The 12944-nt window shown below is 70.7% G+C and carries 12 protein-coding genes; 11 read left to right on the top strand and 1 reads right to left on the bottom strand.

Annotated features, from left to right (window positions below; genetic code table 11):
* Positions 1–72 precede the first annotated feature (72 nt).
* Entirely contained in the window at positions 73–1317 is a 1245-nt protein-coding gene (locus tag J2Z79_RS10480; protein ID WP_209466829.1) for a vWA domain-containing protein, read from the top strand.
* Positions 1318–1517: 200 nt separating this feature from the next.
* On the opposite strand, the gene J2Z79_RS10475 is transcribed toward J2Z79_RS10480, so the two are convergent.
* Positions 1518–1754, bottom strand: coding sequence for a hypothetical protein (locus J2Z79_RS10475; RefSeq protein WP_209466828.1), 237 nt, complete (start codon positions 1752–1754; stop codon positions 1518–1520).
* A 134-nt stretch (positions 1755–1888) separates the two neighbouring features.
* On the opposite strand from J2Z79_RS10475, the gene J2Z79_RS10470 reads away from it, so the two are divergent.
* From J2Z79_RS10470 to J2Z79_RS10425, 10 genes are all read left to right on the top strand, one after another.
* Complete coding sequence (locus J2Z79_RS10470) at positions 1889–2866, top strand: helix-turn-helix transcriptional regulator (protein WP_209466827.1); 978 nt, start codon at positions 1889–1891, stop codon at positions 2864–2866.
* 18 nt (positions 2867–2884) lie between these two features.
* Positions 2885–3166, top strand: coding sequence for a hypothetical protein (locus J2Z79_RS10465; protein ID WP_209466826.1), 282 nt, complete (start codon positions 2885–2887; stop codon positions 3164–3166).
* 336 nt (positions 3167–3502) lie between these two features.
* Positions 3503–5209: an ABC transporter substrate-binding protein gene (locus tag J2Z79_RS10460; RefSeq protein WP_245302578.1), complete on the top strand. Its 1707-nt coding sequence runs from the start codon at positions 3503–3505 to the stop codon at positions 5207–5209.
* A 64-nt stretch (positions 5210–5273) separates the two neighbouring features.
* Positions 5274–6278 carry an ABC transporter permease gene (locus J2Z79_RS10455; RefSeq protein WP_209466855.1) on the top strand — a complete coding sequence of 335 codons (1005 nt, stop codon included), beginning with the start codon at positions 5274–5276 and terminating at the stop codon, positions 6276–6278.
* A gap of 13 nt (positions 6279–6291) precedes the next feature.
* Complete coding sequence (nikC, locus tag J2Z79_RS10450) at positions 6292–7200, top strand: nickel transporter permease (RefSeq protein ID WP_209466825.1); 909 nt, start codon at positions 6292–6294, stop codon at positions 7198–7200.
* A 202-nt stretch (positions 7201–7402) separates the two neighbouring features.
* Positions 7403–9391 (top strand): BglG family transcription antiterminator, encoded by a 1989-nt coding sequence (locus tag J2Z79_RS10445; RefSeq protein WP_209466824.1) that lies wholly within the window; start codon positions 7403–7405, stop codon positions 9389–9391.
* On the top strand, positions 9392–10219 hold the full coding sequence (locus J2Z79_RS10440) for a transketolase (RefSeq protein ID WP_209466823.1): 828 nt from the start codon (positions 9392–9394) through the stop codon (positions 10217–10219).
* A complete protein-coding gene (locus tag J2Z79_RS10435) occupies positions 10216–11154 on the top strand; it encodes a transketolase family protein (protein ID WP_209466822.1) in 939 nt (312 codons plus the stop codon). The genes J2Z79_RS10440 and J2Z79_RS10435 overlap by 4 nt, the downstream gene beginning before the upstream one ends.
* 20 nt (positions 11155–11174) lie before the next feature.
* Positions 11175–11450, top strand: a complete 276-nt coding sequence (locus J2Z79_RS10430) for a PTS sugar transporter subunit IIB (RefSeq protein ID WP_209466821.1) — start codon at positions 11175–11177, stop codon at positions 11448–11450.
* Between the two features lie 42 nt (positions 11451–11492).
* Entirely contained in the window at positions 11493–12863 is a 1371-nt protein-coding gene (locus J2Z79_RS10425; protein WP_209466820.1) for a PTS ascorbate transporter subunit IIC, read from the top strand.
* Positions 12864–12944 lie beyond the last annotated feature (81 nt).

The raw sequence follows: 12944 nt of genomic DNA, 5'->3' as shown, positions 1-12944 counted from the left end.
GACCGCGGCACGGAGTGACAGCAGGCTGTCACCGGCGTGCGCTACGCTGGGCGCGAAGGGAGGTCGATCACCATGACCCATTCGCTCACCCTCTGCGCCCAGCTGGACCGTACCTGCATCAGCCCCGCGGGCGGCGTGCTCTACCTGCTGGTCACCATCACCGCGCCGCCGGCCGGGGACGCCGGGGGCCGCCCGCCGCTCAACCTGGCCGCGGTGGTGGACCGGTCGGGCTCCATGCACGGGGCGAAGCTCCACTTCACGAAGCAGGCGCTCCGCTTCCTGGTGGATCAGGTGGGACACGCGGACCGGCTGGCCGTGGTCACCTACGACGACGAGGTGACGGTGCCGCTGCCCAGCCAGCCCGTGGCACAGAAGGACGCCCTCAAGGCGATGCTGTCCGGGATCGCCGCCGGCGGCTCCACCAACCTGAGCGGCGGCCTGGCGACAGGCATGCAGCAGATCAGGTCACACGCCGGGCCGGGGGTGGTCAGCCGCGTGCTGCTCATGACCGACGGCCTGGCCAACGTGGGCGTGACGGAGCCCGAAACGCTGGTGGGCTGGGCCAGGGCCTGGCGGGAGAAGGGCCTCGGGCTCAGCACCATGGGCGTCGGCGCGGACTTCAACGAGGACCTGCTGGTCGCCCTGGCGGAGGCCGGCGGCGGCAACTTCCACTACATTGAGGACCCCGACAAGATCCCCGAGATGTTCCGCCGTGAGCTGCAGGGGCTGCTGGAGGTGGCCGTGCAGGGGCTGCAGCTGCGGGTGGAGGTGGAGCCCGGCGTCGCGGTCACCGACGTGGTCGGGTACCGGCCGCAGGGGAACCCGCAGCGGGTGCAGGTGGTGCTGCCCGACCTGTACGGGGGCGAGGCCAAGAGCGTCCTGTTCCGGCTGGCCGTCGCGGCTCCGCCCGCAGACGGGAGGCTGGGGCGGGTGGTACTGGGCTACCTGCCCGCGACCCCGGGCGGCGAGCCCTCCACCGTCTCCGCGGAGGTGGCGCTGTCGGTCACCGACGACCCGGCTCGCCTCAGCGAGCCGCCTGACGAGGCGGTGATGCGGCAGGTGCGGCTCAGCCAGGCCAGCACGGCGTGGGACGAGGCCGTCGAGCTGGCCGATCGGGGCGACCTGCAGGGTGCGGCCCTCCGGCTCATCCAGGCCGCCGAGGACCTGGAGGCGCAGGCCGCGGCGGGCGACGCCCGGGCTGCGGAGCAGGCGGCGTCCCTGCGGGCGCAGGCCGAGGTCATCACCGCGGCGCCGTTCGACGCGACCACCCGGAAGCAGATGCGCCACCAGGGCTTCCGCAGCCGCCGAGGGCGGTAGGTGTAAGTCCGGAGCCTAGGGCGGTGGCATGGCCGTTGCGCCCGGAGCGGGTGGGGCAGTGACGAAGCAGCCCGCAGTCGGGCGGCGGGGCGATCGGGCAGCCGCTCCCGCGCCTGGGGCGGTCGACACACGCGCCGCAGGGCCTGCCGGAGGCGGCAGGCCCTGCTGCTTCGTATGCAGGAGAGTTCCTGTGCCCGAACTTACTTGCCCCAGGGCGACTTGCCCCAGCTCTTGCCCCAGGGGAACTTCCCGAACTTGTCGAACTTCCCCGAGGGGAACTTGCCGAATTGCGGGAAGCGGCGACGGCGCCGGCGGCGGCGCCACGGGTTGCCCCAGCCGCCCCAACCGCCCCAGCCACCGAGGGGGGTCGGGTCGTCCCAGTCGTCGTCCCAGTCGTCGTCGCGGCCCCAGCCCCAGCCTTGCATGGGAGTCAACATGGCTGATCCCTCCAACCCCAGCATATGCCGGCGACGGCTCTGGGTTACATAACGCAGTCGGTAGGAGTTTCCGGAATGGTTGCGGAAAAGATGCACGATTCCGACCTGTACATCCCCCAGTGGAGGGATTGCGCATGGCCGCCGAGTCTTCCCGAGCGCTGGAGAGACGCTTCCAACTTCTTACCCTGCTGATGGGCGGCGGACGGCCCCGGGTGGACGACCTGGCCCGCCGGTTCGGCGTGACCCGCCGGTCCATCTACCGGGACCTCGCCTTCCTGGAGCAGAACCGGGTGCCCATCGTCCGCGACCGCGGCCAGATCGGCGTGCTCGAGACGTTCAAGCTGAAGCCGATCCAGTTCCAGCCCGAAGAGGTCCTGGCGCTGATGGCCGCGCTGGACTTCGCCCAGCGCAAGCGGCCGCTGGGCGGCAAGGCGGCCCGCTCCGCCCTGGAGAAGCTGCTGGCCGTGCTGCCGCAGCCGCAGCAGGAGATGGCCAGCGGGCTCAACCGGGTCCTCGTGGTGGACCCGATCCAGGCCTACTCGCTGCCGCCGCCTCCCGACGTGGAGGCCGCGTGCCGGGCGGCCGTGGAGGGGCCGCACCCCCTGCGGATCCTCTACCAGGCCCTCAGCGCCGAGGAGCCGGTCGAGCGGGTGGTCCGTCCCTACGGGCTGGCCTACCGGGGCACCGCGCTCTACCTGATCGGCTTCTGCGAGCTCCGGCAGGACGTGCGCATCTTCCGGGTCAACCGCATCCTCGAGGCGCAGGTGCTGAGCGCCACCTTCGACCGCCCCGCGGACTTCGACCTGGAGGAGTACCTCAGCGCGGTCTGGGGCATCGAGTTCGGCCCGCTGATGCGGGTGCGGGTCCGCTTCGACCGGCAGGTCGCCCGGCTGGTGCGGGAGACGGTCTGGCACCCCACCCAGCGGGTGGAGGAGGAGGCCGACGGTTCGGTGGTCCTGCACATGGAGGCGCGGGGCACCGGGGAGCTGTCCCGCTGGCTGGCCGGCTTCGGCGGCAGCGCCGTGGTGCTGGAGCCCCCCGAGCTGCGGGAGGCGGTGCTGCGGCTGGGGCGCGGGATCATCGCGCGCTATCAGGACGCGGGCGGCGTATAGACAGGCGCGGTGATCGCGGTGCGCGCCTGGCGCGTTCCGCTCGTGGTCCCGGTGCTGGTCCTCGCCCTCCTCCTGGCCCCCGTCACAGGAGAGGTGACGCGGATGCTGCATACCGGAACCCCGTCCGATAACCGCGCACAGGTCGAACGCTTTGTGGGCGATGTTGCCGCGGTCTTGGCCCAGGCCTTCGTCATGCTTCTCCCCAGCGGCCAGTACAGCACCTGCCCCGCCCCCTACGACCCTGATGAGATCCAGTACGACTGCCAGGCCCGCTCCTGGAGCCTCTCCACCCGACGCTGATCCTATGGGAGATTCTGGGTGAGTGGATCCCCATCTCGACCGACTGATCGGCGATGGACCGACTAATCGGCGACGGACCGACTAATCGGCGACGGACCGACTAATCGGCGACGGACCGACTAATCGGCGACGGACCGACACCTGGCAGGACTGGCCCGTTCCGGCAGGCTACACCGCCTCCGGGACGGGCCGTCGTCGCGCCATAGGCGCGTATGCAAAGATTTATCTTAGAGCGAGTGTTCAGAGAGGAGGTGCGAACCCGCGCGTCCAATTCCTTAGACCTGACCCCGGGCTTCAGAGGGGCCCGGCGCACACATAGAGGGAGGGATCAGATCCATGGGGGTTTCCACCAGGCGGTTCCGGTGGGCGGTCGGCCTGCTGCTCGTCGGCGTGATGCTGCTCTCCGCCTGCAGCGGCGGCGGATCGCAGTCCGGCCAGACTGACAGCGGGTCCCAGACCCAGCAGCAGACGAGCACCGCGCCCGAGCCGCAGCAGGGCGGCACGCAGCCGCAGCCGCAGACGCCGGCCGCGCAGGAGAAGGTGCTGGTATGGGGCCGGGGCGGCGACTCGGTCTCGCTGGATCCGATTCAGGTCACCGACGGTGAGTCGTTCAAGGTGACGCATCAGATCTACGAGGGCCTCCTGGACTACGCCCCGGGCAACACCGAGGTGGTGCCGGTGCTGGCGACCGAGTGGGAGGCCAGCGAGGACGGCCTCGAGTGGACCTTCAAGCTCCGCCAGGGCGTGAAGTTCCACGACGGCACGCCCTTCAACGCCGAGGCGGTCAAGATCAACTTCGACCGGTGGCGGGACACCTCCAACCCGTTGCACGTCGGCGGCGACTTCCCCTACTACGGCTACATGTTCGGCGGCTACGACGCGGACTCCGTGATCCAGGACGTGCAGGTGGTGGACGAGTACACCGTCAAGTTCGTGCTGAAGCAGGTCCAGGCGTCGTTCCTGCAGGACATCGCCATGGTGCCGTTCGCCATCGCCAGCCCCAAGGCGCTGCAGGAGAACCCTGAGGGGCTGAACACCAACCCGGTGGGCACCGGCCCGTTCAAGTTCGTCTCCTGGACCAAGGGCGACCGCATCGTGCTCGAGGCCAACCCCGACTACTGGGGCGGCAAGCCCGCCATCGACCGCCTGATCTACCGGTCGATCCCGGACAACAACGCCCGCCTCGTCGCCCTGCAGGCCGGCGAGCTGGACGTGATGGACGGCGTGGAGCCCGCCTTCCTGCCGACCATCCAGGCGACGGGCCAGTTCGACATCATCGAGCGGCCGCCGATGAACGTGGGCTACCTGGCCTTCAACACGCAGGTCGCGCCGTTTGACAACGTGCTCATCCGCCGGGCGATCAACCACGCCATCAACAAGGAAGAGCTGAACACCGCCTTCTACGGCGGCATGGGCATCCCGGCGGTCTCGCCGCTGCCGCCCTCGGTCTGGGGCCACAACCCCAACGTGCCCAAGTACGAGTACAACCCCGACCGGGCGAAGGAGCTGCTGGCCCAGGCCGGCTACGGCCCGGACAACCCGCTGAAGACCCAGCTGTGGGCCATGCCGGTGCCGCGGCCCTACATGCCGCAGCCCGAGCAGATTGGCGTCGCCCTCCAGAACTACCTGCGTGAGGTCGGCATCGAGGCCGAGATCGTCACCTACGAGTGGGGCACCTACCTCGAGAAGACCGGCATGGGCGAGCACACCATGGCCCTGCTGGGCTGGACGGGCGACAACGGCGACCCGGACAACTTCCTCTACGTCCTGCTGGACAAGGACAACGCCGTTACGCCTGACGCCGGCAACATCGCCTTCTACGTGAACGACCAGGTGCACGACCTGCTCATCCGGGCCCGCCAGACCACCGACCAGGCGGAGCGCACCCGGCTCTACGAAGAGGCGCAGGTGCTGATCATGGAGGACGCCCCGTGGGTGCCGCTGATGCACACCCGGGTGCCCATCGCCGTCCGGAAGGGCATCACCGGCTACGTGCCCAACCCGACCGGCTCCGAGTCGCTGGGCAAGGTCACGCTGCCGTAGCCGCCTGAGCTGACGCGCAGAGGGAGGGGGCGGCTGCGGCCGCCCCCTTCAGGGAGGGATTGACATCGCAAGCTATCTGGCCAAGCGCATCGGGCTCGCCATCCCCACCGCCCTGGGCGTACTGGTGGTCATCTTCCTGCTGATGCGCGCGATCCCCGGAGACCCGGCGCGGCTGATGCTGGGCGAGCGGGCCTCGCCCGAGCAGGTGGAGGCCCTGCGGGAGCAGATGGGGCTCAACGATCCGCTCTACGTGCAGTTTGCCGTCTTCATGGGCGACCTGCTGCGGGGCGACCTGGGCACGTCGCTGCAGAGCCGCCAGCCCGTGGCCGCCGAGCTGATGGCCCGCTACCCGGCCACGGTGGAGCTGGCCATCTTCGCCATGCTCCTGGCCTCGACCCTGGGCATCCTGGCGGGGGTGGTCTCCGCCGTGTGGCGGAACTCCATCCTCGACTACGGCGTGATGGCCGGCGCCCTGGTGGGCGTCTCCATGCCGATCTTCTGGCTGGGACTCGTCCTCATGATGTTCTTCTCGGTGCGGCTGCACTGGTTCCCCGCCGGCGGCCGGCTCGACGCCCGGATGGTCTGGGACGGGGCGACGCAGTTCGTCGTGCTGGAGAGCCTCGTGCGCGGCCAGTGGACCACCTTCGTCACCGGCCTGCGCCACCTGGTGCTGCCGGGGGTGGCCCTCGCCACGATCCCGCTCTCCACCATCGCCCGCATCACCCGCTCCTCCATGCTCGAGGTGCTGAACCTGGACTACATCCGCACGGCCCGGGCCAAGGGGCTCTCCGGCTGGAAGGTGAACTTCAAGCACGCCCTGAAGAACGCCCTCCTGCCCGTGGTCACCATCATCGGCCTGCAGGTGGGGCTGCTGCTGGGCGGGGCGGTGCTGACCGAGACGATCTTCTCCTGGCCGGGCATCGGCCGGTTCATCGTGCTGGCCATCGGCTCCCGGGACTACCCGGTGGTGCAGGGGGGCATCGCGCTGATCACCCTGGCGATGATCCTGGTCAACCTGCTGGTCGACGTCCTCTACACCTTCATCGACCCGCGCATCCGCTACCAGTGAGGGGGGCTGAAACGTGGCCGCAACAGAGAAACAGCCCCCGGTCTCGGGCGGCGCGCCGCGCACTTACGGCGCCCCGGAGGCTGCGCGCCGGGGGCCTGGCATCCTCCGCCGGCTGCTGCGCCACCGCGCGGCGGCGCTCGGCGGCGCCATCGTGCTGGTGATGGTGCTGGCCGCGCTGCTGGCGGACGTGATCGCCCCGTACGACCCGATCAAGGGCAAGCTGTCCGATATGCTCCAGCCGCCCTCGGCCGCCCACTGGATGGGCACGGACGAGCAGGGGCGCGACATCTTCAGCCGCATCATCCACGGCAGCCGCATCTCGCTGCAGGTCGGGCTGGTGGCGGTGGGCATCTCGCTGACCACCGGGACGGCCATCGGGGCCATCTCGGCCTACTTCGGCGGCTGGCTGGACCTGCTGGTGATGCGCATCATCGACATCCTGCTGGCCTTCCCGTCGATCCTGCTGGCCATCGCCATCACGGCGATCCTGGGTCCGAGCCTCACCAACGCGATGATCGCCGTGGGCGTGGTGGGCATGCCGGTCTACGCCCGCCTGGTGCGGGCCTCGGTCCTCTCGCTGCGGGAGCAGGACTTCGTGCAGGCCGCCCGGGCGGCGGGCGGCGGGCACGCCCGCATCCTCGGCCGGCACATCCTGCCCAACGCCCTGGCGCCGATCATCGTCCAGTCCACCCTCTCCATCGGCACGGCGATGCTCGACGCCGCCGGGCTCTCCTTCCTGGGCCTCGGCGCCCAGCCGCCGGCACCGGAGTGGGGGGCGATGCTCTCCCGCGCGCAGGTCTACATCCAGCTGGCGCCGTGGGTCGTCACGTTTCCCGGCCTCGCCATCATGCTGGCGGTGCTGGGCTTCAACCTGCTGGGCGACGGGCTGCGGGACGTGCTGGACCCGCGGCTCAGGCGGTAATCACAAGAAGAAGGAGCCGGGGCGTCTCTGCCCTGGCTCTTTTTGTGTCTGCGGTGTGCGCAGTACCCCCGCCGGCGGGGGCGTTCGCGTTTTGGCACGATGAAGATGACAAAAGCAGGACGGCACCCCTGCAGGAGTTGCACCGTACACGGTCCGAACCCTCCTACTGCGGTAGTAAGACGCGGAGAGGAGGCGAGACGCCGTGCTCAACGACCGCCGCCAGCGGCTGCTGCGCCTGCTCCTGGCGGCCAGCGGGCCGCTGCCGGCCACGGAGATCGGCCGGCTTCTGGGCTATCCGGCGCGCTCCGTCCGCTACGATCTTGAGGCGCTCTCCGACTGGGTGGCCGCCCACGGGGTGCAGCTGGTCAGCACCGCCGGCGTCGGCTACCAGCTGGAGGGGGAAACCGGCCGGCTGCGGGAGTACCTCGACCGGTTCGTCGCCGCTGAGGCGCCGCCCGGCGAGTACATCCCCTCGCCGCGGGAGCGGGTGCGGCGGCTCCTCCTGATGCTGCTCAGCGACGAGGCGCCGCGCCGCCTGGGCGACCTCGCCGACCGCCTGGGGGTTGGGAAGTCGACGGTCCATGCCGACCTGGCGGCGGCGGAGTCCTGGGCGTCGCGGCGGGGCCTGGCGCTGGTGCGCGGCCACGCCGGCATCTGCCTGCAGGGGACCGAGGGCCACTGGCGCCAGGCGATCGCCGACCTGGTCGGCGAGCTGGCCGACGAGGCGCAGCTGGCCCTGTTGCTGGAAGACCACCCCGACTCCGAGCCGCTCCAGGCGCTCCTCCGGCCCCTCCTGCCCCACGTGGCGTGGGGGCCCCTGGGCGACCTGATGCGGGAGTTCGGTGCGCCCGAGCTCTCCGTCCACGTGGCCGTCATGATCAGCCGGCTGTACGCAGGCCACACCCTGTCCTTCAGCCCGGGGCACATCTCCCGGGGGGCGTCGTCGCCCTGCGCCAGGCAGGCACAGGCCATCTGCCAGGCGCTGCAGGAGCGCTTCGCCATCCGCATCCCCCACACCGAGCTGGCGGCGCTCGCCCTGCAGCTGGAGGCGGCGCGGGCGGTGGAAGCGGTCCCGGAGACCGGCATCGCCACCCGGGAAGACCTGGAGCTGGCGGAGCAGATGGCCATCCTCGTGGAGACCCGGCTGGGGATCGCCCTGCGGCAGGACCGGGAGTTCCTGATGGGGCTCGCCCTGCACCTGGGGCCCATCGCCCTGCGCCTGCGACGGGGAGAGGTGGTGGAGAACCCGCTGCTGGACGAGGTGCGGGCGAAGTACCCCGCCGCCTGCCTGGCCGCGCAGGACGTGGGTCGGGCGCTCTCGGCCATCTGGGGGCTCAAGGTGCCCGACCCGGAGGTCGGCTACCTCGCGATTCACATCGCCGCGGCCATGGAGCGGGAGAAGCTCCGCCGCCGGCCGCCGCCCCGGGCGCTGCTCGTCTGCAGTTCGGGCGTGGGCACCTCTTCGCTGCTGCTGACGCGGCTGCGCTCGCTGCTGCCCGAGATCCAGCCGGGCCGGGTCGTCTCGGCCTTCCGCATGCGCGAGGTGCTGGCCGAGGACCCCCACGACCTGGTCATCGCCACCTGCCAGGTGCCGCCCTGCGGCCTGCCGGTGGTGCGGGTCTCGCCCCTGCTCGGCGAGGACGACGTCGTCAGAGTGCGCCGCACCGCTCAGACACTGCAATCTGAGGCATGGAGAGGTAGACAGCCCGTGTTGAGAGACTTGCTTACGGCAGAGACCGTCGCGCTGGACGTGGAGGCGCAGACCTGGGAGGAGGCCATTCGGGCTGGCGGGGCCCTGCTGGTGAACGCCGGTCTGGCGGAACCGCGGTACGTGGAGGCGATGGTGCGCACGGCCCGGGAGTTCGGCCCCTACATCGTGCTCGGGCCCGGCTTCGCGCTCCCCCACGCCCGCCCCGAGGACGGCGTGCTCCGGCTGGGCATGTCCATGATCCGGCTCCGGCAGCCCGTGCCCTTCGGCCACCCGGAGAACGACCCGGTGAGCCTGGTGGTCTGCCTGGGCGCCATCGACCACGAGACCCACCTGAAGGCTCTGATGCAGCTCTCCGAACTGCTGGGCAACCGCGACGCGGTGGCGGCGCTGCAGTCCGCCCCGGACGTGGCGACGGTGCTCCGGCTGGTCGGCTCGGTCTCGGGACGGGCCGAAGAGGCGGACCGGGGGGAGGCGACCTGAATGGCGACACCGCGGCCCGACGTCCTGCTGCTCAAAGACGCCGCGAGGCGCATCCGCTGCCACGTGATCCGCACCGCCCTCCAGGCCGGAGGCGGCCACCTGGGCGGGTCGCTCTCGGCTGCCGAGATCCTGAGTGTCCTCTACTTCCACAAGCTGCGCATCCGCCCGGAGGAGCCCGACTGGCCGGAGCGCGACCGCTTCATCCTCTCCAAGGGGCACGCCGCCATGGCGCTCTACGCCGCCCTGGCGGAGCGGGGCTTCTTCCCGGTGGGTGAACTGGCCACCTTCGGCGTCCTGGGCTCCCGGCTGCAGGCGCATCCGGACATGAGCCGGACCCCGGGGGTTGACATGTCCACCGGCTCCCTGGGGCAGGGGCTCTCCGCCGGCGCCGGCATGGCCCTGGCGGCACGGATCGGCCGGAAGGACTACCAGACCTACGTGCTGCTGGGAGACGGCGAGATCCAGGAGGGGCAGGTCTGGGAGGCGGCGCTGCTGGCCGGCGAGCTGCGGCTCGCCAACCTGACGGCGATCCTGGACTTCAACCGGTTCTCGCAGACCCGCGCCACCGCCGCCGTGCATCCGCCCGAGCGGCTGGCCCTCCGCTGGGAGGGGTTCGGCTGGGCGGTGCGGGAGGTGGACGGCCACGACGTGGCGGCCCTGGCCGGGGCGCTGGACGCGCCTGCCGACGGCCGGCCCCTCCTGGTGGTGGCGCATACCATAAAGGGACGGGGCGTCTCGTTCATGGAGGGGCGGCCGGAGTGGCACTCCCACCCGCTGACCTCCGAGCAGGCCGCCCGGGCCCTGGCTGAACTGGGGGTGGCGCCATGAGCGCGGCGATGCGCGATGCCTACGGCGCGGCGCTGCTGGAGCTGGGCGGCATCCGCCCGGACGTGGTGGTGCTGGACGCCGACCTGGGCAACTCCATCCGCTGCGACGCCTTCGGCCAGCGGTACCCCGAAAGGTACATCGAAGTGGGCATCGCCGAGCAGAACATGGTGGGCGTTGCCGCCGGGCTGGCCGCCTGCGGCCTGGTTCCGGTGGTCAACAGCTTCGCTGTCTTCGCCGTCTGCCGGGCGCTGGACCAGATCCGCACCTCCGTCTGCCAGCCGGGACTGCCCGTCAAGATCGTGGGCTCCTACAGCGGGCTCGCGGTCTCCAAGGGCGGCAGCACCCACGCCTCGGTGGAGGACATCGCCATCATGCGGGCGCTGCCGGGTATGACCGTGATCGTGCCGGGTGACGCGGCGGAGGCCGCCCAGGCGACCCGCCTCCTGCCCGAGATCCCCGGCCCCGTCTACCTGCGGCTCTACCGCAACGCCGTGCCCGCCGTCGTGCCCGAGGGCTACCGGTTCCAGCCCGGGCGGGCGGTGCCGCTGCGGCCGGGGCGCGACGTGGCCATCATCAGCACCGGCACGATGACCGCCCGGGCGATGGAGGCCGCCCGGCGCCTGGCGCAGCGGGGCGTGGAGGCCGCGGTGCTCCACGTGCCGACGGTGAAGCCGCTGGACGCGGAGGCGGTGGTGGAGGCGGCGGAGGCCTGTGGTGTCGTGGTGACGGCCGAGGAGCACAGCGTGATCGGCGGCCTCGGCGCCGCCGTGGCCGAGTGCCTCGGCGAGCGCAGGCCCACCCCGGTCCACCGGGTCGGGGTGCCGGACCGCTACGGCGAGTCCGGGCCGGACGAGGCGCTGCTGGCGCACATGGGGGTCGACGCGGCCGCGATCGAGCGGCAGGCGCTGGCTGCCCTGGGTATCAGACTGCCGTGACGGCGAAGGGGGGGATCCCGGTGAAGATCCTTGCGGTGTGCGGCATGGGGCTGGGCAGCAGCCTGATGCTCCGCATGCAGGTGGAGGGTGCGCTGAAGGAACTCGGAATCGCGGGCGTCTCCGTGGAGGTTGCGGATATCGCGACCGCCGGCGCTGCGGGGGCCGACGTCATCGTCACCTCGCCGCAGTTCGCACCCATGCTGAGCAATGGTCCGGCGAAGGTCGTGGCCATCCGCAACTACATGGACAAGGAGGAGGTGAAGGAGAAGGTCAGGACCGCGCTCGGCATGGAGTAACCGCCCGGAGCCAACTCAGCGGAAGGATGGGAGGATTGGATCATGGACTTCTTGATGGGTTTTGTCGCCGACGTCCTCTCGGTTCCTGCTGTACTGGTGGGTCTGGTGGCGCTTCTGGGCCTGCTGTTCCAGAAGAAGCCTGCCAGCGACGTGATCAGCGGTACGCTCAAGTCGATCCTCGGTTTCGTCATCCTGAGCGGTGGCGCCAACATGCTGGTGGGGGCGCTGGACTACATGGGGCCGCTCCTGGAGACCGGCTTCGGGATCCGGGGCGTGGTGCCCAACAACGAGGCGGTCGTCGCCATCGCCCAGCAGACGCTGGGCACCCAGACCGCGCTCATCATGGTCTTCGGCCTGCTGGCCAACCTGCTCTTCGCCCGCATCACACCGTTCAAGTACATCTTCCTGACCGGCCACCACACCTTCTACATGGCGGCGATGCTCTCCGCGGTGCTGGGCACCGCCGGGCTGGACGGCTGGCTGCTGGTGCTGGTGGGCTCCCTGATCCTCGGCGGCCTGATGGTCCTGATGCCGGCCCTCGCCAGCCCGTACATGGACCTGCTCACAGGCGGTGCCGGCGTGGCCCTGGGGCACTTCGGCACCTTCGGCTACTGGCTCTCGGGCACCATCGGCAAGCTGGTGGGCGACCGGGAGGACTCGCTGGAGAAGTACCAGTTCCCCAAGGGGCTGCAGTTCTTCCGTGAGTCGGTGATCTCCACCTCGCTGGTGATGTTCATCATCTTCCTGATCGCTTCTCTGGCGGCCGGCCACGCCGCCACCACCGAGCTGTCCGGCGGGCAGAACATGCTGGTCTTCTCCCTGCTGCAGGCCATCACGTTTGCCGGTGGCGTGGCGGTGGTGCTCTACGGCGTCCGGATGATCATCAACGAGATCGTGCCGGCGTTCAAGGGCTTCTCGGACCTGATCGTCCCGGACTCCAAGCCGGCCCTGGACTGCCCGATCACCTTCCCCTACGCCCCCACATCGGTGCTGGTGGGCTTCATCGTCAGCTTCCTGGGCGGCGTGGTCTCGATGATCATCATGGGCCTGGTCGGGCTGCCGGTCATCGTGCCGGGGCTGATCCCGCACTTCTTCGTGGGCGGCACGGCCGGCGTCTTCGGCAACGCCACGGGCGGCAAGCGGGGCGCGATCGCCGGCGCCTTCGTCAACGGCATCCTGATCAGCTTCGGTGCGGCGTTCCTGCTGCCGACCCTCGGTGCGCTGGGCTTTGCCAACACGACCTTCGGCGACTCGGACTTCCAGGTGATCGGCATCATCGTCGGCGGCGTGGGCAACGCCTTCAAGGGCTCCGCCTTCGCCATCGCCGGCGTGCTGCTGCTGATCCTGGCCGCGGTGCTGATCATCGGCACGGTGACGCACCGGGGTTCGAAGGAGGGCAAGAAGGCGGCGTAGCCGCTGCGGGTCTTAATCGAGTAGCGCGGGCCGGGCCCGGAGGTCGCGGATCTCCGGGCCCTGTCGCGCGCACCGCGGGCT

Origin of the sequence: Symbiobacterium terraclitae (assembly GCF_017874315.1) — a bacterium.
Lineage (GTDB): Bacteria > Bacillota > Sulfobacillia > Symbiobacteriales > Symbiobacteriaceae > Symbiobacterium > Symbiobacterium terraclitae.
This window is presented reverse-complemented; position numbering and strand designations above follow the sequence as displayed.